The sequence below is a fragment of the Glutamicibacter sp. genome, from assembly GCF_035257265.1.
Lineage (GTDB): Bacteria > Actinomycetota > Actinomycetes > Actinomycetales > Micrococcaceae > Glutamicibacter.
Window position 1 is genome coordinate 167,251 of sequence record NZ_DATEXC010000053.1, and the last position, 20,804, is coordinate 188,054.

Annotated in this window: 21 protein-coding genes, 6 tRNA genes and 1 riboswitch; of the genes, 18 read left to right on the forward strand and 9 right to left on the reverse strand. The window is 59.2% G+C overall.

Translation table 11 applies throughout. The features are described 5' to 3' along the window. Window positions 1-9 precede the first annotated feature (9 nt). From ribD to VJ369_RS14965, 7 genes are all read right to left on the reverse strand, one after another. Window positions 10-1,068 (reverse strand): bifunctional diaminohydroxyphosphoribosylaminopyrimidine deaminase/5-amino-6-(5-phosphoribosylamino)uracil reductase RibD, encoded by a 1,059-nt coding sequence (ribD, locus tag VJ369_RS14935; protein WP_324092844.1) that lies wholly within the window; start codon window positions 1,066-1,068, stop codon window positions 10-12. Continuing rightward, window positions 1,065-1,775, reverse strand: a complete 711-nt coding sequence (gene pnuC, locus VJ369_RS14940) for a nicotinamide riboside transporter PnuC (RefSeq protein ID WP_324092877.1) — start codon at window positions 1,773-1,775, stop codon at window positions 1,065-1,067. Before pnuC ends, ribD begins: the two co-directional genes overlap by 4 nt. 112 nt (window positions 1,776-1,887) lie before the next feature. Continuing rightward, a riboswitch (FMN riboswitch) is annotated at window positions 1,888-2,026 on the reverse strand. Window positions 2,027-2,058: 32 nt separating this feature from the next. Beyond that, window positions 2,059-2,721, reverse strand: coding sequence for a ribulose-phosphate 3-epimerase (rpe, locus tag VJ369_RS14945; protein ID WP_324092845.1), 663 nt, complete (start codon window positions 2,719-2,721; stop codon window positions 2,059-2,061). A 40-nt stretch (window positions 2,722-2,761) separates the two neighbouring features. Further along, window positions 2,762-4,276: an RsmB/NOP family class I SAM-dependent RNA methyltransferase gene (locus VJ369_RS14950; RefSeq protein WP_324092846.1), complete on the reverse strand. Its 1,515-nt coding sequence runs from the start codon at window positions 4,274-4,276 to the stop codon at window positions 2,762-2,764. Beyond that, complete coding sequence (fmt, locus tag VJ369_RS14955) at window positions 4,273-5,205, reverse strand: methionyl-tRNA formyltransferase (protein ID WP_324092847.1); 933 nt, start codon at window positions 5,203-5,205, stop codon at window positions 4,273-4,275. Before fmt ends, VJ369_RS14950 begins: the two co-directional genes overlap by 4 nt. Window positions 5,206-5,207: 2 nt before the next feature. Beyond that, window positions 5,208-5,771, reverse strand: coding sequence for a peptide deformylase (gene def, locus VJ369_RS14960; protein ID WP_324092848.1), 564 nt, complete (start codon window positions 5,769-5,771; stop codon window positions 5,208-5,210). Between the two features lie 72 nt (window positions 5,772-5,843). Beyond that, complete coding sequence (locus VJ369_RS14965; protein WP_324092849.1) at window positions 5,844-6,707, reverse strand: cytochrome; 864 nt, start codon at window positions 6,705-6,707, stop codon at window positions 5,844-5,846. A gap of 194 nt (window positions 6,708-6,901) precedes the next feature. On the opposite strand from VJ369_RS14965, the gene VJ369_RS14970 reads away from it, so the two are divergent. The 8 genes from VJ369_RS14970 (at window position 6,902) to VJ369_RS15005 (ending at window position 9,231) form a co-directional block, all read left to right on the forward strand. Further along, window positions 6,902-6,974 (forward strand) — tRNA-Gly (locus VJ369_RS14970). 55 nt (window positions 6,975-7,029) lie between these two features. Further along, a tRNA-Cys gene (locus VJ369_RS14975) sits at window positions 7,030-7,100 on the forward strand. Window positions 7,101-7,125: 25 nt separating this feature from the next. Beyond that, window positions 7,126-7,197, forward strand: a tRNA-Val gene (locus VJ369_RS14980). A gap of 34 nt (window positions 7,198-7,231) precedes the next feature. Then, window positions 7,232-7,304, forward strand: a tRNA-Gly gene (locus VJ369_RS14985). 53 nt (window positions 7,305-7,357) lie between these two features. Then, window positions 7,358-7,429, forward strand: a tRNA-Val gene (locus tag VJ369_RS14990). A gap of 28 nt (window positions 7,430-7,457) precedes the next feature. Next, window positions 7,458-7,533, forward strand: a tRNA-Gly gene (locus tag VJ369_RS14995). A 164-nt stretch (window positions 7,534-7,697) separates the two neighbouring features. Then, window positions 7,698-7,919 carry an antitoxin gene (locus tag VJ369_RS15000; RefSeq protein ID WP_324092850.1) on the forward strand — a complete coding sequence of 74 codons (222 nt, stop codon included), beginning with the start codon at window positions 7,698-7,700 and terminating at the stop codon, window positions 7,917-7,919. Between the two features lie 124 nt (window positions 7,920-8,043). After that, window positions 8,044-9,231 (forward strand): benzoate/H(+) symporter BenE family transporter, encoded by a 1,188-nt coding sequence (locus tag VJ369_RS15005; protein WP_324092851.1) that lies wholly within the window; start codon window positions 8,044-8,046, stop codon window positions 9,229-9,231. A 30-nt stretch (window positions 9,232-9,261) separates the two neighbouring features. Here VJ369_RS15005 and zapE read toward each other — a convergent pair whose 3' ends face one another. Beyond that, window positions 9,262-10,302: a cell division protein ZapE gene (gene zapE / locus VJ369_RS15010; RefSeq protein WP_324092878.1), complete on the reverse strand. Its 1,041-nt coding sequence runs from the start codon at window positions 10,300-10,302 to the stop codon at window positions 9,262-9,264. 218 nt (window positions 10,303-10,520) lie between these two features. On the opposite strand from zapE, the gene VJ369_RS15015 reads away from it, so the two are divergent. From VJ369_RS15015 to ybaK, 3 genes are read left to right on the forward strand one after another with little or no spacing between them, the layout of a single operon-like run. Then, window positions 10,521-11,435 carry a sulfurtransferase gene (locus VJ369_RS15015; protein WP_324092852.1) on the forward strand — a complete coding sequence of 305 codons (915 nt, stop codon included), beginning with the start codon at window positions 10,521-10,523 and terminating at the stop codon, window positions 11,433-11,435. After that, the gene (locus VJ369_RS15020; RefSeq protein ID WP_324092853.1) at window positions 11,432-11,869 is read left to right on the forward strand and encodes a SufE family protein; all 438 of its coding nucleotides are present in this window, start codon (window positions 11,432-11,434) and stop codon (window positions 11,867-11,869) included. Before VJ369_RS15015 ends, VJ369_RS15020 begins: the two co-directional genes overlap by 4 nt. Before the next feature lie 32 nt (window positions 11,870-11,901). Then, on the forward strand, window positions 11,902-12,408 hold the full coding sequence (ybaK, locus tag VJ369_RS15025) for a Cys-tRNA(Pro) deacylase (RefSeq protein ID WP_324092854.1): 507 nt from the start codon (window positions 11,902-11,904) through the stop codon (window positions 12,406-12,408). On the opposite strand, the gene VJ369_RS15030 is transcribed toward ybaK, so the two are convergent. Next, window positions 12,399-13,616 carry an alpha/beta hydrolase family protein gene (locus VJ369_RS15030; RefSeq protein ID WP_324092855.1) on the reverse strand — a complete coding sequence of 406 codons (1,218 nt, stop codon included), beginning with the start codon at window positions 13,614-13,616 and terminating at the stop codon, window positions 12,399-12,401. The genes ybaK and VJ369_RS15030 overlap by 10 nt on opposite strands. A 62-nt stretch (window positions 13,617-13,678) precedes the next feature. Here VJ369_RS15030 and msrB point away from each other — a divergent pair, with 62 nt between their 5' ends. The 7 genes from msrB to VJ369_RS15065 all read left to right on the forward strand — a co-directional run bounded on the left by msrB (window position 13,679) and on the right by VJ369_RS15065 (window position 20,799). Beyond that, the gene (msrB, locus tag VJ369_RS15035; protein ID WP_105674936.1) at window positions 13,679-14,086 is read left to right on the forward strand and encodes a peptide-methionine (R)-S-oxide reductase MsrB; all 408 of its coding nucleotides are present in this window, start codon (window positions 13,679-13,681) and stop codon (window positions 14,084-14,086) included. A 146-nt stretch (window positions 14,087-14,232) separates the two neighbouring features. Further along, a complete protein-coding gene (locus VJ369_RS15040) occupies window positions 14,233-15,606 on the forward strand; it encodes a DUF6421 family protein (RefSeq protein WP_324092856.1) in 1,374 nt (457 codons plus the stop codon). 10 nt (window positions 15,607-15,616) lie between these two features. Next, entirely contained in the window at window positions 15,617-16,306 is a 690-nt protein-coding gene (locus VJ369_RS15045) for an SDR family oxidoreductase (protein ID WP_324092857.1), read from the forward strand. A gap of 81 nt (window positions 16,307-16,387) precedes the next feature. Next, window positions 16,388-17,449: a low specificity L-threonine aldolase gene (locus VJ369_RS15050; RefSeq protein WP_324092858.1), complete on the forward strand. Its 1,062-nt coding sequence runs from the start codon at window positions 16,388-16,390 to the stop codon at window positions 17,447-17,449. Between the two features lie 55 nt (window positions 17,450-17,504). Continuing rightward, window positions 17,505-18,146 (forward strand): DUF3000 domain-containing protein, encoded by a 642-nt coding sequence (locus VJ369_RS15055; protein ID WP_324092859.1) that lies wholly within the window; start codon window positions 17,505-17,507, stop codon window positions 18,144-18,146. 34 nt (window positions 18,147-18,180) lie between these two features. Continuing rightward, window positions 18,181-19,398, forward strand: coding sequence for a ribonuclease D (locus tag VJ369_RS15060; RefSeq protein ID WP_324092860.1), 1,218 nt, complete (start codon window positions 18,181-18,183; stop codon window positions 19,396-19,398). A gap of 150 nt (window positions 19,399-19,548) precedes the next feature. Continuing rightward, a complete protein-coding gene (locus VJ369_RS15065) occupies window positions 19,549-20,799 on the forward strand; it encodes an acetyl-CoA C-acyltransferase (RefSeq protein ID WP_324092861.1) in 1,251 nt (416 codons plus the stop codon). Window positions 20,800-20,804: the final 5 nt, after the last annotated feature.

Sequence of the window (20,804 nt, forward strand, 5' to 3'; positions counted from 1 at the left end):
GATTTCCTTCTAGAAAGTTCTGGCTGCGCGCTCGGGCAGCGGTTCAAGATGCATCATCACGTCGGCGTCCAGCCGGGTCAGTGCGTCAGACTGGTGGGCGTCGAGCCTGAAATGCCGGGCCTGGGACAGGGTGGTCACCGAGGCGATATTCACCGAGGTGCTGCCCGCGCCGATAATCACCGGGGCCTGGTAGCAGTAGATTTCATCCGCCAGGCCGGCTTCGATGAAGGCCGAGGCGATGATCGAACCGCCCTCGATGAGCAGGTGATTAAAGCCCAGTTCGGTGGCGCGTTCGATGAGCTCGGAGACCTCATGGGTGCGCAGCTGTTCCCAGTTGCTGTCATAGGCCAGGGCCAGGTTTTCTGGCAGTTCGCGGTGCCCCATCACAATACGGTAAGGCTGGTGCTCGTGCAGTCCCCCGGCGGCGGTGCGCGCGGTCAACCGCGGATCGTCGGCGATCACCGTATTGGTGCCGACGACGATCGCGTCTACTCGGGCACGCAGCCCATGCGAGTGGTTGCGCGAGGCATCCGAGGTAATCCATTGGCTGCTGCCGTCGGGCGCGTTGATCCGTCCGTCCAGGGATTGCGCGGTTTTCACCGTGATGAAGGGGCGATTTTCTGCCTTGGCGCGGAACCAGCGGTGGTTTAGCTCCCAGGCCGCCTGATTATTTTCGCTCTGGGTCACCTGGACGCCACGCGAACGCAGGAACTGCGCCCCGCCGCTGGCTGCGCTGGTGTCATCGCTCATCGCATAGTGCACATGTCCGATGCCGGCGTTGGCGATAGCCTGGGCGCAGGGACCGGTGCGTCCGGTGTGGTTGCACGGTTCCAGCGTGACCACCATGGTCAGCTCCTGGGCTTGGGCACGATCCATCCGGCCTAAACGGCGCAGCGCGTCAATTTCCGCGTGCGGGTTGCCGGCGCCGAGGTGGAAACCGGTGGCGATCACCCGTCCCGCCCCGTCCAGCACGCACGCGCCGACGAGTGGGTTGGCGCCGCGCGCGCCGCGCATCGCAGCTTCCAGTGCGGTGCGCAGTGCCTGGTCCAGATCTGCGGTTTCGATCATGACTTGTTCCCCCTGATAGTCGGATCGGGCATTTCGGTTTCGATCGCCGGTTTTTCGTTCCTTTTAGCCTTCATCCAGACGAAGAAGCCAACGATGGTGAAACCACCGTAGAACAGGTACATGAAGGCGCTGGCGTAGTAACCAGCGGAGAAAAGCAATGGTACGCCGACCGCGTCCACCGCGACCCAGATCAGCCAAAATTCGACCCAGCCCTTGGCCATGCCATAGGTGGCCAGCAGCGAACCGACGAAGGTCCAGGCGTCGGCCCAGACCGGATCGTAAGAGCCTAACGCCCTGAAGAGCGGGGTCAGCGCCACGGTGCCAACAATGAGGATCGCTACCAGAGCCACTCGGGCCCTATTTGACGCCCATTGCGGGGTGACCGCGTGGCCTGCGCCGTTTTCATCGCGGGCCTGCTTCCAACGCACCCATCCGTAGAAGGACACGGCGATGAACATGATTTGCCGTCCGGCCTGACCCCAGAGGTTGGCGCTATAACCGGTGTCGAAAATGCTGCCCAGAAAGACGGTGAGCAGTAAGAGGTTGCCGATTATACCTACGGGCCAAGCCCAGATTTTACGGCGCATGCCGCCTAGCGCGCTGGCTAGACCAAAAATATTGCCGACGACCTCGCGCACCAAAAGTGCCGAGGAACCGATCGCAATTTGTGAGTTAAAAGCTTCAATGAGCCACCGCAGAATATCCATCATTCACCCTTCTCGAAGCGGCGGCTCCGGGGGTGTGCATTTGATGGCCTAGACGTAGTGCGCGGAGGGCTCCCTAGAGCGGTCCGGTCAGCATCGCCAACGGCAAATCAAACCCGTGCTTCTCCCATCCAGACTTTAACTGTCGGTACCGGAATTTCACCGGCTCAACCGCTTTCCTCAGCTTGTGGCTTTGGAAGCGGGTCGCGGACTATCACCGCCGGTTCGGACTTACACCGACCCCGGAGCACGTATTCGTGTTTATTAACACCTAGTCTGACACATCTTAGCCGGTGATGCGCGCAAGGTTTCTTAATGCGTCAATTTCGGCGGCAGGTTCCGGCGCCGAGTACACCGCGGAACCCGCCACGAATACGTCGGCTCCGGCCTCGGCGGCGCGCAGGATCGTATCCCGGGAGATGCCGCCGTCCACCTGCAGGGCGATTGGTTTGCCGGTGCCGGCAATAGCCTTGGCGGTGCGCCTGATCTTCGGCAGCACCAGATCCAGGAACTTCTGTCCGCCAAAACCCGGCTCAACGGTCATCAACAAGATCATGTCCAGCTCACCGAGCATGTCCAAGTACGGTTCGACCGGGGTGGCCGGACGCAACGCCATCGCCGCCTTGGATCCGGCGGCACGCAATTCGCGGGCCAGACGGATCGGCGCGGCCGAGGCCTCGGCATGAAAAGTCACCGAGTCCACACCGAGCTGTGCATATTCCGGAGCCCAGCGATCGGCGTTTTCGATCATCAAGTGCACGTCGATCGGCAGCTTGCTGGTCTTTTGCAGCGCGTCCACCACGGGAAGCCCGAGGGTCAGATTTGGCACAAAATGGTTGTCCATCACGTCCACGTGGACCGCGTCTGCGGTGTGGATACGTTCCAACTCGCTGGCGAGGTTGGCGAAGTCTGCGGAAAGGATCGACGGGTTAATGCGCGGGTGGCTCATCGGTGCTCCTTGGATGGGACGCTGGAAATTAGGCCGCGAACTAGGCGGTTTTGGTGATGATCGCCATGAACATGGCGTCGGTGCCGTGCACATGCGGCCACAGCTGCGCGGTGCTGCCACCGGCAAGTTCGTGGCCGCTGGCCGGGAAACCGTCCAGGGCGACAGCGCTGACCGCGGCCCCGGTATCCAGCAATGTGGCGTTCGAGTGCGACTTGAGGAAATCTTCGACCACCAGACGCGTTTCCGCCATATGCGGCGAGCAGGTGACAAAGCCGATCACCCCGCCCACGCGCACCGCGCTGAACGCGGCGCTGAGCAGTTCACCCTGCAGGCTGGTCAGCTCCGGGATGTCACGAGGCTGCTTGCGCCAGCGGGATTCTGGTCGGCGGCGTAGCGAGCCAAGCCCTGAGCAGGGCGCGTCAACCATGATGCGGTCATAGTCCCCGGCAAATTCTTCGGTGCCGTAGTCGCGGCCGTCCTTGGTGGTGACCATCCAGAAATCTCCTGGCACCGCAGACATGGACTGTTCAACCAGCCGGGCACGGTGTTCGGTAGGTTCATTTGCGGTCAGCCGCGCGTCGCGCTGGACGGCTAGTGCGCCGAGCAACGCCGCCTTACCGCCGGGACCTGCACAGAGATCGAGCCAGTAGGTATCTTCGCCTGGCACCGGCAACTCAATGCTGGCCAGCGCGCGGGCTACCAGCTGGCTGCCGGCATCCTGCACACGGATGGTTCCCTCACGCACGCCAGGCACGCGGGCCACATCGCCATGCTTATAGGTGGCCGAATCGGCCACCAGGGTGCCCGGCTCGGCGCCAGCTTCCAGCGCCGCGTCCACGGTGCCCAGGCCGGGCAGGGCGACCAGGTTGACTACCGGGGCGAGGTTGTCCGCTTCAAGCAACGCAGGAAGTTCGGTGGCCTCGCGGCCGTGCGCGATCAATGCGCCGCGTAGTGCACGCACGATCCAGTCCGGGTGCGAGTGCTCGATGGAGAGTTTTTCAGACTCGCTGGTGGTAGCCGCGGTCAGCTGCGCGACCCACTGTTCGGGCTCAATCAGGCTGACCTTGCGCAAGACCGCGTTGATCAGTCCCGAGGGTCCGGCGCCAATCTGCGCGCGCGCCAAGGACACGGTTTCATCTAACGCCGCATGCTTTGGCACGCGCATCGCCAGCAGCTGGTGGGCGCCCAAACGCAGTGCGTCGAGTATCGCCGGATCAAGCTCGGACAAGGGCCGGTCCACCAAGGTGGAGAGGATCGCGTCGTAGAAACCCTGCGAGCGCAGTGCACCGTAAGCCAGTTCGGTGGCAAAACCGGCGTCGCGCTTTTCCAGCTGGTGTTCGCGAATCATCTTGGGCAAGACCAGGTTGGCGTAGGCGTCCTTGGCGGAAACCTCGCGCAGTACTTTAAAAGCGACTAAGCGAGCCGGATCGGCGGCGCGTTTACGCTGCCCGGGGGCTGACTGGCTGTACTGGCGGGGGCGGTCCCCCTGCCCGCGGTTGCGGGTACGCCCGGCTTCGTTACGTCGTGGTTCGTTGTGTGGATCGTGTTCGCTCATGCGAAGCTCACTTTCGTTCCTTGGGTCAAGATTCCGCGGGCCCAGTCGGAGGCGTTCATCATTTTTTTACCTGGAGGCTGAATAGTTGACAGTTCCAACGCCCAGGTGGCGGTGCCGATAAAGACTTGGGGGTGCTTGCCCGGCTCAATGTGTACACCACCCGGTGCCAGATCGGTGCGTTCGCGGCGTTCGCTGAGCGGCCCGAACTTATATCTGGACTCCTCGGCGGTGGCCCAAGGTCCCGGGAAGGGGCTCGTGCCGTGGGCGCGGCGGCGAATTTCGGTGGCGGTGCGGGTGAAATCTAATTGCGCGTCGCCATCAAGAATTTTTGGTGCATAGGTGTGCGACCCGCTTTGGGCGATTGCCCGCGCCTGGCCCGAATCGATTGCCTGCAGGGTTTGCACCAATAGCATTGAGCCGGATTCACTGAGTTTTTCCAGCATGATTCCAGCGGTATCTGACTCACCAATACGCTCGGTGACCTGGCCGAAGACCGGCCCGGTATCCAATCCGGCTTCCAACTGGAAGGTGACCGCGCCGGTGATGTCATCACCGTGAATGATCGAGTGCTGCACCGGTGCGGCGCCCCGCCACTGCGGCAAGAGCGAAAAGTGCAGGTTGATCCAGCCGTGGGTAGGAACGCTCAGGGCGGCTTGTGGAACCAACCCGCCGAAGGCGACTATGGCTGCCGCATCGAGGTTCAGCGCCGCTAGTTGGGCCGTCACCTCGGCATCGATTTTGTTCGACTTGATGGTTTCCAGCCCGAGTTCCGCGGCGCGTGCGGCCACCGGAGAGGGTGTCATGACGCGTTTGCGTCCCAGCGGGGCATCCGGGCGGGTGAGTACCGCGGCGATCTCAAAACCCGCGTCATTTAGGTAGTTCAGTGAGGTGACCGCAACCTGCGGGGTTCCAGCAAAAAGGATGCGCATAGTTAGTTCCCCAGTCCGGCGCCGAAGCTGGATCCGAGGAATCCTGCGCGCTGTGCCACGGTCGCGGTGGTCATTTGGTCATAGTTGCTGGCCCGTAGCGTGCGCCAAGCGGCTTTCTTCTCATCCGGGGCCAGCCGATCCAGGAACAGCACCCCGTCGAGGTGATCGGTTTCATGCTGAACGCAGCGGGAAAGCATGCCTTCGCCCTCGATACGAACCGGTTTTCCGAACTTGTCGAAGCCGGTAGCGACCACGTGGCGCCTGCGGGCAACGGGGGCGGAGATCCCGGGAATGGACAGGCAACCTTCGTTTTCGTCCGTCTGGAAGTCTTCGCTCAGTTCAAGTACCGGGTTGATGATGTGACCACGTTCGGCCCCAATTTGGTACGTAAAAACGCGCAGTGATACGCCTACCTGGGGGGCCGCCAAGCCCGCACCGTCAACGTTTTCCATGGTTTCATCCATGTCGTCGACCAGCTTCTGGATTTCCGGCCCAAACTCGGTCACCTCCTGCGCTGGTGTGCGTAGAACGGGATCACCGATGATCCGAATTCCCAAAATCGCCATAGTACGTGTGGCTCCCTTAGTAGTGCTGTGCGAAGTGTCAGTGCCGGGCGTGCCGGCACTAACTACACCAGTCTACGGTGCCGCAGGCGACTGGTCCTGAGGCGGCGGCGTGATTTCCACCAGTGAGGCACGCGCTTGGGCAATCTTGAACTGCGCGTCCCAGTTGCGGCGCAGTGCGTAAAACTTCGACCAGTAATCTGGGAGCGCTTGAACCGGCGCCATAAAAGTACGGCTTCCACCCTCCCCCAGCGCGACCGCCAGCAGCATCGAATCGGTGCCATGCGGCCAGTCCTGCCACAGGCCGGCTTCTGCATCGAGCACCTGCTCTTCGGCTTTGGCGGCCGCCGCAAGCTGCATGATGACTTTGTCATCCGGGGTTTTCACGAATCCCTCGCGGTCCATGGCCTTAGTTTTGTAATCCACCAAGCACACCTTGCCACCGATTCGGGCGACCAGGTCAATGGTTCCCGCGTAGCCAACACTGTGATTCCACACCGTTACCTCGGTGGCTAGTGGCTGCACCCGATACTGCTCCCACCACTTTTCAAAGTGTGCGGCAAAGCCCAGCTCGTTGTTGGCTTCCAGTTCTGCGTGCGCCTTGTGAAGTTGCTCGGGTTCGCCTAAGGCACGCAACGCGTAGTGTTCGGCGTAGTTGTGAACCCGATCCCCGCGGGCTGCAGCCGAGTCCCGGAAGCGTTCGGCGGCCGCGGCAGAATCACGCACTAAGGATCGCATTTTGCTCGGTTGGGACAACGCCTCGGACAAACGGTGATCTTCCGACAGAGTCTTGGCTGCCAGATAGCCGGCCCACCCGGAAAGATCCATTTTATCCATTCCGATGACCGTGGTGATCGAGGGGACGGTAGCTTCCCCTCCCACCTGACGGCTGTACATTCGACCCAATTCGGTTTGAATAGCAAGTTTCGGTGACGTCATGCACACGATCATGGCATGGCCTCTGGACGCTTTGCTCCTAGTCCGAACGAGAATCATGAATATTCCGCGTAGTTCCGCGGGTTTTGGGCTTTGTGAACCAGATCTCACGCTCTCGATTTGGAAGCCTGCGGAAACTCGTATAGAGTTTTTACTCGTTGGAGCGAACGGAAACGGCGCAAAAACAAACACTTTTTGCGGACATAGCTCAGCTGGTAGAGCGCAACCTTGCCAAGGTTGAGGTCGCGAGTTCGAACCTCGTTGTCCGCTCGCAGAAAGAAACATCGACTAAGTAAAATTAGTCAACTCGGCCTCGGCCGAGTATGGTGGGGTGGCCGAGAGGCGAGGCAGCGGCCTGCAAAGCCGTTTACGCGGGTTCGAATCCCGTCCCCACCTCGCAAAGAGGTTAGTTATTCTTTTTGCGCGATTGGCGCAGCGGTAGCGCGCTTCCCTGACACGGAAGAGGTCACTGGTTCGATCCCAGTATCGCGCACGGACTCTTGATTTTCGGATCAAGATTCACAAATGCGGACATAGCTCAGCTGGTAGAGCGCAACCTTGCCAAGGTTGAGGTCGCGAGTTCGAACCTCGTTGTCCGCTCTGAGAAATCAGAGTTTACTTTGTTTTCTGTCGAGATTCTTCGGAATCCTTCGGCGCGATTGGCGCAGCGGTAGCGCGCTTCCCTGACACGGAAGAGGTCACTGGTTCGATCCCAGTATCGCGCACTGAATACTAGTGAGAATTAGTATTCATGCGGTCATAGCTCAGCTGGTAGAGCGCAACCTTGCCAAGGTTGAGGTCGCGAGTTCGAACCTCGTTGACCGCTCCAAAAATGAAAAAGGGAATCACTCCAAGTGATTCCCTTTTTCGTTTAAGGTCACAGCACCAACACGCCAGGGAATTTCCAGACTCTTCCATGCAGACAGAATTCGTTTTAGGGTGGGTAACAGTTGTGGAGCTAAAAGGGTTCCCACAGTCGAATGGAGGTGCAGCATGGCAGGATTTGATGATCTGCGTGGCAAGGCAGAGGAATTCGCAAAGCAGAACCCGGATCAAGTCTCAGAAGGTATTGAGAACGTTGGCAATTTTGTCGATGACAAGACCGGCGGCAAGTTCGCCGACCAGGTCGACGGTGCCCAGCAGGGTGCTAACGACTTCCTAGGTGGACTTGGCGGCAACGCTGAGCAAAACGAAGGACAGAACAACGAGGGCTAATCCCCTGGTGTTCGTGCTTCGGCCTTGACCAAGCATCCTGGAAAGGTACCGACATTGCGTCGGTGCCTTTCTTGCTTTAACAATCAATAGCTTTATCTCGTGCTTGACCTGACAGAATGTCTCTATGACCGAACGCACAGATACTCACGTCAACGACTTGCCTCAAGCGATCATCGCTGGCCTTGTGACCACCATGGTCGGATTCATCGCATCCTTTGCCGTGGTGCTTGCGGGGCTATTCCAGGTCGGGGCGACCGAGAGTCAGGCCGCCTCCGGATTGCTGATCCTCTCTCTGGGAGTGGGGCTTTGCAGCATCGTGCTGTCATTAAGGCACCGCATACCATTAACAATTTCTTGGTCTACGCCAGGCGCTGCGATGCTCGCGGCGCTGGCTCCTGGAGCCTTTAGCTTCGAACAAGCGGTCGGCGCATTCATCGTGGGAGGGGCGCTGATCATGGCAACCGGGCTGCTCCCTTTTTTACAGCGGTTACTGACTCACATTCCGGTGCCGATTGCTCAGGGAATGCTCGCAGGCGTATTGCTTCCGCTATGCCTGAAACCATTCACGGCGCTTGGTGCGATTCCGGTGCCGGCGTTCGGCATCCTGCTGGTGTTTCTCCTCGGACTCAGATTTTTCCCAAAATTTGCGGTGGTGCTTTGCATGCTGGCGGCGGTGGGCTTTGGGCTGTGGCATATTGCCGGGACTAATGCGTGGTCAAAATTGGAGATACTTCCGAGTCTGGAGTGGGTAAGCCCGGAATTTTCTTGGGCGGCTATCGTGAGCATTAGCGTGCCGTTAGTTATCGTGACCATGGCTTCGCAAAATATCCCCGGGGTGGCGGTGGCCAAATCCTTTGGGTACACCGTGCCGTGGCGTTCCTCGATGCTGCTCACCGGTGCTGGAACGGGTGTGAGCGCATTTTTTGGTGGGCATGCAATTAATCTGGCGGCCATTACCGCGGCCTTGGCTTCCGGGCCCGAAGCGGGAATGGACCCGGCTAAACGCTGGCGCGCTGCGGTAAGCTCTGGAGGCTTCTATATTTTCTTCGCGGCGTTTAGTGCGCTGATTGTTTCGGTGGCCAGCGCATCGCCGGAGGGCTTATTCCAAGCTGCGGCAGGATTGGCGCTGCTAGCCACCCTCACGCAGTCACTACTCGGCGCGATGCAAGATGTGCACTGGCGTTTGAGTGCGTTGGTGACGGTGCTGGTAGCCGCCGGTAATGTCACGCTGCTGGGGATTGGCGGTGCGTTTTGGGCGCTGCTGGCCGGGCTGTTAACGCACTTCATCGTCGAGCGTGGCGCTCGACGATGAAGTAGGAAAATCCTTGAAACTCAGCGGTGATTAGAGTGCGGGCTCGCCGACCTGCCCCTCGCGGGCAAGGGCGGTCAAACGCGAGACGGCGCGGTAGTACTTCTTCTGGTAACCGCCGGCCATCATCTCTGCGGTGAACAACTCGCTAAATGGTTTACCGGAGGCCACGATCGGCACATCCTTGTCATATAACCGGTCAGCAAGAACCACGAAGCGCAAGGCGATCGACTGATCGGTGATGGTGTCCACGTTGTGCAAGACCAGTGCATCTGTTTCCGACAGCAGCTGGCGGTAGCGCGATGGGTGAACCTTATGCAGGTGAGCCACTAGGCCGGCGAAATCATCCACCGCCAGAGTTGCCTCTGGGTAACGTTCGGTGGCAAATTCCTCGATGGCCGAATCATCCAACGGCTGCGGCGCGTCGGGCAGGCCGCGGTGGCGGAAGTCGACACCGTCTACGCGGTGCACGTCAAACTGCTCCGAGAGGGTCTTGATTTCGCGTTGGAAATCCACCGCGGCGAAGCGGCCCTCGCCGAGGGCGCCGGGAAGCGTATTGGAGGTCGCAGCCAGTTTTACTCCGGCGTCGGAGAGCTCTCGCATCAACCGAGACATCAGCACGGTGTCCCCTGGATCGTCGAGCTCAAACTCGTCGATGCAGACCAGCTTGTATTCGCTGAGCACCTCTACGGTGCGGCGGAAAGACAATGCCCCGACCAGGTTGGTGTATTCCACGAAGGTGCCGAAGGCTTTGGGCCCGGGGCTAGCGTGCCACAGCGACGCGAGCAGGTGGGTTTTGCCCACACCAAATCCGCCGTCGAGGTACATGCCGTTTTTGGCAGTGGTTTTTTTACCGAAGAGCTTGGAGAACAGCCCAGCACCGTTGTTTTTACCCACAGTTTGCGCGAAGTTGCTCAGTTTGCTGACCGCTTCGGCCTGAGAAGGCTGGTTAGGATCCGGACGGTAGGTGTTAAAGGACACCTCACCAAAACGGTAGGACGGGTGGAAGCCGGCCAACAGTTCATCGACCGAGAGGTTCGGTGTGGTCTGTGTCAGGTGAATGATCTTGGCCATACGTTCGGTGGTGTCCTTCAGTTCGACGTGCGGGTGATGGATTGGGTCTACTACCTGCGGCCCATCGGCCAGTTTACCTTGGCTAAGGCTCGAAGATGGAGAAGAATGTCGCACCCCACACGATTGTTTGCACTTCGGTACTAGGCTAGAAGGTGAGAATGTGGCTGGCGCCCGCGCGCCAGCGGATAAAAACCGCAAGACAAGGAATGTGATCACGCATGTCATTACCGCTGGAGAACAACCCCAACTACGCGCAGTACGCCCATCCCGAACGTCTGGTATCTACCGACTGGCTGGCAGCGAATCTGGGCGCTGAGAACCTGGTAGTGCTCGAATCCAACGAAGACATTTTGCTCTACTCCACCGGGCACATCCCCGGCGCGCTGAAGATCGACTGGTTCACCGAGCTGAACGATGAGGTCACCCGCGATTACGTGGAAGGTGCGGCCTTTGCCGAACTTATGGCCTCCAAGGGCATTAGCCGTGATTCGACCGTCGTGATTTATGGGGACAAGTCCAACTGGTGGGCTGCCTATGCACTGTGGGTATTCACCCTCTTTGGCCACGAAGATGTGCGTTTGCTTGATGGCGGACGTGACAAGTGGATCGCCGAGGGGAGAGAGACTTCCACCGAGAAGCCTGCCGTCACCGCCGCCGAATACCCGGTGATCGAACGCGACGACAGCGTGATCCGCGCCTACCTGCCACAGGTGCTCGAACACCTGGGCAACCCGCTAATCGACGTACGTTCGCCTGAGGAATACACCGGTGAACGAACCCACATGCCAAATTACCCCGAAGAGGGAGCCATGCGCGGCGGACATATTCCGACCGCCGCCTCGGTGCCGTGGGGTAAGGCCGCCGCAGCCGATGGCACGTTTAAGTCACGCGCCGACTTGGAAGCGATCTACTTCGAGGAAGCCGGGTTGAAGCCGGGCGACGATGTGGTGGCCTATTGCCGTATTGGCGAGCGTTCCAGCCACACTTGGTTTGTGCTCAAGCACCTGTTGGGTTTCGAATCCGTACGCAACTATGACGGTTCATGGACCGAGTGGGGCAATGCGGTGGGTGTGCCTATCGTGCGTGGCGAAGCCAACGGCGAACTTCCTGCTAAGCGTGGAGCCCGCGCATGAGCGCACTAAACCCGGCGCTGGCAGAAATCGTCGAGGAATTCAGCGAGGTTCCGGAAGCCGACAGACTGGAACTGCTGTTGGATTACTCCCGCGAGTTACCCGAGCTGCCACCGCATTTAGCGGAGCATCCAGAACTTCTGGAACAGGTAGTGGAGTGCCAGTCGCCACTGTTTTTGGTCGTCGAGGTGGGTGCGGATCAAGTGGTGCGCTTGTTCTTCTCCGCTCCCCCGGAGGCGCCGACTACTCGTGGCTTTGCCTCGGTGCTCGCCGCCGGCCTTGACGGGTCACCGGCCGAGGAAATTTTAGCTGTTCCTGAGGACATGCCGGCCCGCTTGGGCTTGTCACGTGCGTTATCCCCGCTGCGGATGCGTGGAATGAGCGCGATGCTTGGCCGGATTAAGCGTCAGGTCACCGAACAGCTAGCCGCCGCGTAGCGGTAGGCAGAGAACTGAAAAGAAAATAGTTCGTGGCAAAAAAATCAAAGGCCGCTTCCACTCCGGCAACTGCCGCCTTGGAAGCGGCCGGCATTACCTATGTTGCGCATAGTTATACACATAGTGATTCGGCGCAAAGTTACGGCGCGGAAGCCGCGGCGCAATTAGGCGTTGAATCTCGGCGGGTGTTTAAAACACTGATGGTGTCCACCGGTGCGCGGGCCAGTGAAGAGTTGGCGGTGGCGATTGTCCCGGTTGATTCGACGTTGGACCTGAAATCAGTGGCCGCGGTTTTGGGTGCTAAAAAGGCGCAGATGGCAGACAAGGACGCCGCGCAACGGCGCAGCGGTTATGTGCTGGGCGGGATCTCGCCCTTTGGCCAGCGTCAAATCTCCCCGGCGGTGCTCGATGCCAGTGCGGCGCAGTTCGAAACCATTTTTATTTCCGGTGGGCGGCGCGGGTTCAGCCTACAAATAGCCGCCGATGATGCGGTAGCAATCTTGAACGCACTGGTGGCTCCCATCGCCAGCTACCGCTGAGTTTCCATCCGCTGGGTGAGGAACTCGCGGATCGCGGCGGCAAAACTCTGCGGGTCGCTATTTGGTTCCCGGGTATGTCCGGCACCGGAAAAGACTCGTAGGGTGACTAGGTCTGGGCGTAGGGCAGCAAGTTTGAGGCTCGGACCGTAGGGCACAAACTGGTCATCTTTACTGTGCATAAGCAGGGTCGGATGCTGTAGTTCGGCGGCCCGGTCCACCCAGTTGAGCCTTTTAAGATTCACCGGTGCGGCGAGCCCGGTAGCCCAACGACCCGCCCTATTTGTCAGCAGCCACCCCGCAAAACGCCCCACAGTTTGCGGGATCTTATTCAGTCTTGCCTGGTGCGAGATGACATCAACCCAGTTGATCACCGGTCCCACGAGCATCAGCGAGTCGATTTCAGCAGCCAGCGCCGAGCGATCAGCGGTTTGCAGGGCGATCGCCCCACCCATGGACCAGCCCAAGAGCACAATCTGCGTGGCCCCGTGATCCCGGGCGTAGCGCACTGCCGATTCCACATCCTGCCATTCGGTATCCCCCAGTCCGTAGCGCCCGTCGATGGCGCTGGGGGCGAGCCCGTCGTTGCGGTAGCTCATCAGCACCACGGTGGCTCCCAGTTCGGTGAGCACCGGTAGCGCGCGGATGGATTCGGTACGTTTGGCACCACGTCCGTGCACCCCGATCACCCAGAGATGAGGCGCGGTGGTGCCCGGAATCAGCCAGGCCGGTCCGGGACCCACGCTTAGCTCAAGGGTGATGTCCTGGGCGTCAAAACCAGCATCTTCAGGGTGTTCATAGATGGCGCCAGAAAGGTATCCGCGGCGCACTCCATCCAGGCTTCCACGATAAATCTGTTCGAGTTTGCGGGCTACCAGCCGGGGTTTGCCAGGTACCGGGCGTGGGGCCGATAGCCGGGCCACGCAGGCTTCCGCCTCGGCGATGAGCATGCAGGCGCCAGGATCGGCGGTGTCTGCGTCGCGGGTGAAACGCAACCAGATTTGCCCTTCATCGTCGGTCACGATGGCGCGAATGAGTGCGTTGCCCGTGCGTCGTTCCTCCGGGGTGACCATACGTCGGGCAAAATATCCGGCCAATGCCGAGACGCTGGCAGCAAATACCGAGCCCGCGGCAAGTCCCAGGGAGACGCCCAATAGCGTGGCGGGCAGGGTTTTGCGCGGTTCTAGGGTGTCGACGATGTTTCGAGCCATGTGCCCATACTCTCAAATGAACGCTCGGGAATCATCTCGCCGTGCAAATCGTTATGCCTTATATGAGTGAAGATTCAAAGAAGACAGAAATCGACTGGCAGCAAGTTCTCTCTCCGCAGGAGTTCAACGTCTTGCGTCAGGCAGGCACGGAACGTCCTTTTACCGGTGAATATTGGGACACCACAACACAGGGTGTGTACTCCTGCCGGGCATGTGGCGCGGAGCTGTTTGCCAGTGACACGAAGTTTGACGCGAGCTGCGGTTGGCCCTCGTTCTACGCACCGCTGGCGGAGGATCGGGTGCGTTACATTACCGACGAGACGATGGGCATGAAGCGCGTCGAGGTGCGCTGTGCGAACTGTGATTCGCATATGGGTCACGTCTTTGAGGGCGAGGGTTTCAAAACGCCCACCGATCTGCGGTACTGCATGAACTCGCTGAGCTTGACCTTGCGCGAAACGCAGGGCTAAAGCCTCTGACCGTCGTGGGGTGCACCTCACTCTTAGCATTAGAGATGCTTATTCATAGCTGATCGAGCATTACTAATGCTGTTCTTTGGGCGTAGCGTGATAGCTAAGCAGCGAACCGACCAAAGACTCTCAAGAGGTGCCCCACGATGACTCAGCTCCAGCATTCCCCCCGCGCCACCACGGACCAGCTCGTTTCCCATGACGCATGGCTGTCCTTGAAGGCATCCGCCTCGCAATTCCAGAATCTGCAGTCCAAGGACGGCTCGCTCGCCGACCCGGCAACTCGCGACGAAGCGCGCGAACTGATTGCCCGCATCGTGGCCGCACTGGAAGAGCTCCTGCCATACTTCGCCCATGATGAGGCCTACTTCCGCGCGCTCATCGCAGACCTGAACAAATGGGAAAGTGCCGACTTCGGCGTCCCTGACTTTTTGGATGCGCTGCTTCAGTTCCAGCCTCAAACCCAGCGTGAAGACGGATTGCTGCATCTGGTGCTCTTCCCGATGTACACGCAGAATGGCTCGGTCAACCGCTATCTCGAAGCGGTACTGGTGCAGGTCATGTGGCCTGACTTTATCTCCGAGCTCGAAGCCAACAGCTACACCAACGCGCTGTTCGTACCACTGCGTTTCTTGGACTTCACCGCCGGATACGACACCAACTCCGCGGTGCTCTTTCCGGAGTCCGTAGCCATTCGCGAAACCCCGTCATTTACCTGGGGCGCCATCTTCCAGGACCGCGAGGCCGCACGTTTTCGCAAGGTGCTCAAGGAAGCGGCGGCGATCACCAACCTGCAGCTACCTGAAGACGCGGCAGAACTACTGAGCGACCAGCAGCTAACCGAAGAAACCTTTATCATGTGGGATCTGATTCACGATCGCACCCACATGCGCGGGGATCTGCCATTTGACCCATTCATGATCAAACAGCGCATGCCATTCTTCCTCTACTCGCTCGAAGAGTTGCGTTGCGACCTAACCGCCTTCCGCGAATCCATGAAGATCGCCAGTGATCCGAAAAGTGACCCACAGGCCGCTAAGACCGCCAAGCTTGTGCAGTACGCGGTGATCTTCGACCGGATCTTCCGTTTTGCCATCACCGGATCGCGAGTGCGTAACTACGACGGACTCGGCGGCCAGCTACTGTTCGCCTGGATGCACCAGCACCACGTTTTGCACTGGACCGACACCAAGCTGAGCATCGATTGGGATCAGGTACCAGAAATCGTTGCGGCCTTGGGGGATGCGATCGATGAACTGTACTGGAAATCGATCGACCGCCCAAAGCTTGCACACTGGCTGGCCGCCTATGAATTGGTCTCTTCCACGGTGACCCCGAACCCCGCCTCGGTGTGGGCTAAGGGCCCTGACGCGCTGCCGCTGACTTCCCCGCTGCGCGAAATCACCGACCAGGTTATGGACGACGAGTTCCCACTGTCGATGTTCTACGAAGCGCTCAACAAGAAGATGGCCGCGGTGATCGACTCGACTCGTGGCATGACCGGCGCAACAAGCATCTAGGATCGGTTTTATGAGCAAAGTAGAAAATAACCCACTGGTACTGATTGCCGGGGCTACCTCGGCTGCAGGAGTCGCGGTAGCCCGCGAACTTTCAGATGCTGGAGCGCGCATTTTGGCGGTCGGCAGCAATGCAGAACGCTTGGAAGAGCGCCTCGGATTTGTCAGCTCACGCTATGTCTGCGACCTCACGGACCTGCAGGAGGTAACCGACCTTGGGCAGGAAATACACGCGGAGCATGGAAAAATCGACGTTTTACTGCATCTGGTTGGCGGTTGGCGCGGCGGTAAGTCGATCACCGGGCAGTCCGACGCTGACTGGGATTTTCTCCATACCAGTGTGATGACTACGCTGCGTAATACGACCCGGGTATTCGTTGATGATCTGGTGTCTTCGAGCGCCGGTCGCTTAGCAATTGTCAGCGCGCAAGCGGTCACGAACCCGACTCCCTCCAACGCCAATTATGGGGCGGTTAAGGCAGCAGCAGAACACTGGATAAACGCCATCGCAAGATTGTTCAGCAAGCAGGCGCCCCAAGCGGCGGCGCTCAGTTGGGTTGTCAAAGCATTGAGCGATAAGTCAGCTACTGAGGCGCCAGCTGGCCACACACCCGTGTCGATTCTGGCCACGGCAGCCGTTGAACTACTGAGCGCGGACCCAGCAGAAGTCAACGGTCAACGCCTGCCATTAGCTACCGCCTAAGCAGGATCCAACGGTGGTGGTGTAGCGTTTTTAAGTGAGCACACCACCGCCTACGTACCACCAGCAAAGGACTCAAAACCTATGACCATTAGCCACGACCCTGCAGTGCGCGGATTCGCTTCCGATAATTACTCCGGCGTGCACCCGCGCATCCTTGAGGCGATTACTCGTGCAAACGGCGGACATCAAAGCGCCTACGGTGATGACGACTACACGGCGGCTCTGGATCAGATGGCGCAGAAACTATTTGGCGGGAATGCCGCGATTTTTCCGGTGTTTAACGGAACCGGCGCCAATGTGACCGCGTTGCAGTCGTTGCTTCCTCGCTGGGGAGCGGTGATTTGTGCGAATACCGCGCACATCAACGTGGATGAAAATGGTGCTCCCGAACGCATCGGTGGCTTTAAACTTCTGCAGGTGAACTCGGCAGATGGCAAGCTAACCCCAGAACTGATCGACCAGGAAGCCTGGGGCTGGGGCGATGAGCATCGTGCCCAACCTTTGGCCGTGTCAATTACCCAGGGTACGGAGCTGGGGACGCTCTACACTCCGGCGGAGATTCGCGCGATTACCGACCACGCCCACAAACGGGGCATGAAGGTTCATTTGGACGGCTCGCGCCTGTCCAATGCGGCAGCCGCGCTCGGTGTGGAACTACGTGAGCTCACCACGGATGTTGGCGTTGATATTGTTTCTTTGGGTGGCACCAAAAATGGATTGCTGCTCGGCGAGGGAATTCTGACGCTAGATCCTGCACTAGCTCAGGATTTGAAATACCTGCGCAAGATGAATATGCAGCTGGGCAGCAAGATGCGTTTCATCTCCGCACAGTTGCTTGAGCTCTACGGAACCGGTTTGTGGCGCGAGCTTGCCGGGCACTCTAACGCAATGGCTGCACAGCTGGCCGCTGATGTCGCTGAGATCGACGGAGTCCAGCTGGTCTACCCAGCACAAGCCAATGGTGTTTTTGCACAGTTGCCTACAGAGGTCTCTGACCAGTTGCGTGAGCACTTCCGCTTTTATGACTGGGACCGCGCAGCGGGCCACGTTCGCTGGATGTGCTCCTTTGACACCACCGAGCAGGATGTGCTCGCATTTACCGCAAAACTGCGTGAATTGATGGCCGCACACCGCGCAGCTTAGGCTAAATCGGCGCGCCGTACCGCACCAGCGGTACGGCGCGTTTTAGACTCGGATTGTGTCCAATGAACCTGCTGCTTCGCGAATTCCCACCGCCTTTTCCGAGGCGCTGGGCGAACTCTCGCGCGCAGATGTTCGCAAAGAACTAAAGATTACAGAGATCCCAGCACCCGCCCGGCTGGCACCTTTCGCCTTGGCACTGAGCGGTGATGTACTGGAAAATTCGTTGCCTAGTCATGGACAACATGGTCAGGAATTTTCACGCACTCCATTTTTGCTACCGGGAACTCCCTTAGCCACGGGGCGTTTTATCCTGCTATTTGATCCTGCTGGCCAAGAATTATGGTGCGGAAAATTCCGCGTCGTCACTTATATTCGCGCCCGCTTAGATCATGAGATGGGCCAAGACTCGATGTTGGCATCCGTAGCTTGGAGCTGGCTGGAAGAGGCATTGGCTGAGCGCCACGCCGCACACCATTCCGCCGGCGGCACCGCCACACGGGTCATCTCCGAATCTTTCGGTGAGCTACAGGGCGAACACGACCATATCGACATCGAATTGCGCGCCTCGTGGACTCCAGAAGACGGTGAAGCACTCGGCTCGCATTTGAGCGCCTGGGCCGATATGGTTTGTACCTTTGCGGGCATGCCACCACTGCCCGAAGGTGTCCAACAACTGCCACACCATCGGATGAGCTAACGCTTTGTGCCATCGGTCCTAGAATAGAAGGACCATGACTACTTCAGATCCAGCCGCAGACCAGCAAACCTTGACTCCACTGACCGCTCCACGAGACGGAATCCCGGAAGTCATCAACACCCCTGCGGCACTGAACCGGGCGATTCGCGCGCTACGCGCTGGCACCGGAGATCTCGCAGTTGATACCGAACGCTCCAGCGGATTTCGTTATGGACGCCGCGCCTTCCTCATCCAAATACGTCGCGAAGGCGCCAGCACCTGGCTGATTGATCCCGAAGCCATCGAGTCGCTCGATCCACTGGTCGACTTCATGAATGAATTGCCATGGATCTTGCATGCTGCCACCCAGGATTTGCCGTGCTTGCACGATGAGGGTTTAGCCCCGACCGGATTATTTGATACCGAACTCGCTGGCCGTTTAGCAGGGTTCCCCCGGGTCGCACTGGGAACGATGGTCGGCGAGCTATTGGGTTTGCAACTTGCCAAAGAACATTCAGCGGTGGATTGGGCTACCCGGCCATTGCCCGAATCCTGGCTGAACTATGCGGCACTGGACGTGGAGGTACTGTTCGAACTGCGCGAAGAAATCTCCCAAATTCTTGAGGAACAGGGCAAGCTGGAATTTGCTGCCCAAGAATTCGAGTATGTACGCCATCTTCCAGACCCAGTGGCTCCACCCGAAGCTTGGCGCAAGCTCTCTGGTATCCATAAAATCAAGAACCGCCGCAACCTCTCGGTAGCTCGTGAACTGTGGCAGTCCCGGGAGTCCCTGGCAGAAAGCCGTGATGTGGCCCCCGGACGCTTGCTGCCAGATTCTGCCATCATGGCAGCCGTAAACCATCGGCCAAACAGTGTCCCAACGCTGCTTCAGATTCCCGGTTTCCACGGGCGCAGCGCAAAACGAGATGCACCGCGCTGGTTGGATGCGATGCAACGCGGAAGAAATAACACCGAGCTTCCAGAATTACGTTCCGGGGTACAGGACCTGCCCAACGCCCGCATCTGGGGCGAGAAGAATCCGCAGGCAGCCCTGCGGCTCACCGCGGCGCGCGAAGTCCTCGCAGAGATTAGCGAGCACTGGAACATTCCCGGAGAAAACCTGCTGACTCCGAAATTCCTGCGTGCATTGTGCTGGAACCCGCCAGCGGGCTTGAGCGTCGGAACCGTAGATAGCGCGCTGGAAGAACTTGGCGCCAGGCCTTGGCAGCGCGAGCTTTTGAGCGAAAAACTTGCCGACGCATTGCGCGACTAAGCCACCGCAGATCTTCGGGAAATTGCTGAGACACTAGGTCAGCACTTGCGCTTCAAGTTACTCATGAGTAACGTATGGTTTAGGTCACAGTGATACTGACCACTGCCCCTGATCTCTGGGCAGCCTAAACCTATCCCAAGGAGCCCGACGGTGAGCGTCAACACTACCTCCGTGTCCGCATCCGCGCACACCTCACTAGAGGACCGCGATGTCGTTTTCGTCGATGGGGTACGCACCCCTTTTGGACGAGCAGGCGAGAAAGGCATCTATCACGGAACACGAGCCGATGACCTTGCGGTCAAAGCCGTTCGTGGCCTGCTTAGCCGCAACCCCGGAGTTCCGGCCGAGAAAATTGATGAAATCGCCATGGCTGCCACGACGCAGACCGGTGACCAAGGCCTAACCATTGGGCGCACCGTTGGACTGCTCTCGGGGATTCCAGAGTCGGTACCCGGATTCGCAATCGACCGCATGTGCGCTGGCGCCATGACCGCGGTTACCTCGCTAGCTGGCGGCATCGCCTTCGGCTCCTACGACGTAGTGATCGCCGGTGGCGTCGAGCATATGGGCAATCACCCTATGGGTGCCGGTGCAGATCCAAACCCACGCTTTCTGAGCGAAAAGATCGTGGACCCGCAAGCACTAAACATGGGTAATACCGCCGAAAACCTGCATGACCGGTTCCCCGCAATCACCAAGGAACGCGCAGACAGCTACGCGGTCGCTTCCCAGCAGAAGCTAGCCAAGGCCTACGAGCACAACCAGATCCAGCCGGATCTGGTGCCGGTTGCCGCGCAACGACCTGGTGAAGGGTGGGCGGTCAATACCGTCGACGAACCACCACGTCCAAATACCACCATGGAATCCCTCGCCGATTTGCGCACCCCTTTTCGCGCTCACGGCCGAGTCACAGCGGGTAATGCTGCGGGCCTCAACGACGGTGCCACCGCGGCGATGCTTGCCAGCGGGGCGGCCGTGCGTGAGCTTGGACTAACCCCGAAAATGCGCATGGTCTCCTTCGCCTTCGCCGGGGTCTCCCCCGATGTGATGGGCTACGGACCGGTCCCCGCTACTGAAAAGGCCTTGGCCAAGGCCGGACTGAATATTGCAGATATCGGCCTGTTTGAAATCAACGAAGCCTTCGCCGTGCAGGTGCTCTCCTTCCTCGACTTCTACGGCATTGACCAGAACGATGGGCGAGTCAACCGTTATGGTGGCGCGATCGCCGTCGGTCACCCGCTGGCATCCTCTGGGGTGCGACTGATGACTCAGTTGGCTCGCCAATTCGAAGAAGATCATTCAGTCAGGTACGGAATCACCACCATGTGCATCGGTTTGGGCATGGGCGGCACCGTAATTTGGGAGAACCCAAACCACGCAGATTTCGGCACGAAGGCTTAGGGAAG

Bases quoted from the DNA above. Each gene is read 5' to 3' on its own strand.
- rpe (WP_324092845.1), bottom strand. From the start codon at position 2,721: ATGAGCCACCCGCGCATTAACCCGTCGATCCTTTCCGCAGACTTCGCC.
- VJ369_RS15030 (WP_324092855.1), bottom strand. From the start codon at position 13,616: ATGGCTCGAAACATCGTCGACACCCTAGAACCGCGCAAAACCCTGCCC.
- VJ369_RS15060 (WP_324092860.1), top strand. From the start codon at position 18,181: ATGACTACTTCAGATCCAGCCGCAGACCAGCAAACCTTGACTCCACTG.
- def (WP_324092848.1), bottom strand. From the start codon at position 5,771: ATGGCGATTTTGGGAATTCGGATCATCGGTGATCCCGTTCTACGCACA.
- VJ369_RS15015 (WP_324092852.1), top strand. From the start codon at position 10,521: ATGTCATTACCGCTGGAGAACAACCCCAACTACGCGCAGTACGCCCAT.
- VJ369_RS14965 (WP_324092849.1), bottom strand. From the start codon at position 6,707: ATGACGTCACCGAAACTTGCTATTCAAACCGAATTGGGTCGAATGTAC.
- VJ369_RS15000 (WP_324092850.1), top strand. From the start codon at position 7,698: ATGGCAGGATTTGATGATCTGCGTGGCAAGGCAGAGGAATTCGCAAAG.
- VJ369_RS15020 (WP_324092853.1), top strand. From the start codon at position 11,432: ATGAGCGCACTAAACCCGGCGCTGGCAGAAATCGTCGAGGAATTCAGC.
- VJ369_RS15050 (WP_324092858.1), top strand. From the start codon at position 16,388: ATGACCATTAGCCACGACCCTGCAGTGCGCGGATTCGCTTCCGATAAT.
- pnuC (WP_324092877.1), bottom strand. From the start codon at position 1,775: ATGGATATTCTGCGGTGGCTCATTGAAGCTTTTAACTCACAAATTGCG.
- msrB (WP_105674936.1), top strand. From the start codon at position 13,679: ATGAGTGAAGATTCAAAGAAGACAGAAATCGACTGGCAGCAAGTTCTC.
- VJ369_RS14950 (WP_324092846.1), bottom strand. From the start codon at position 4,276: ATGAGCGAACACGATCCACACAACGAACCACGACGTAACGAAGCCGGG.
- zapE (WP_324092878.1), bottom strand. From the start codon at position 10,302: ATGGCCAAGATCATTCACCTGACACAGACCACACCGAACCTCTCGGTC.
- VJ369_RS15005 (WP_324092851.1), top strand. From the start codon at position 8,044: ATGACCGAACGCACAGATACTCACGTCAACGACTTGCCTCAAGCGATC.
- VJ369_RS15045 (WP_324092857.1), top strand. From the start codon at position 15,617: ATGAGCAAAGTAGAAAATAACCCACTGGTACTGATTGCCGGGGCTACC.
- fmt (WP_324092847.1), bottom strand. From the start codon at position 5,205: ATGCGCATCCTTTTTGCTGGAACCCCGCAGGTTGCGGTCACCTCACTG.
- VJ369_RS15040 (WP_324092856.1), top strand. From the start codon at position 14,233: ATGACTCAGCTCCAGCATTCCCCCCGCGCCACCACGGACCAGCTCGTT.
- ribD (WP_324092844.1), bottom strand. From the start codon at position 1,068: ATGATCGAAACCGCAGATCTGGACCAGGCACTGCGCACCGCACTGGAA.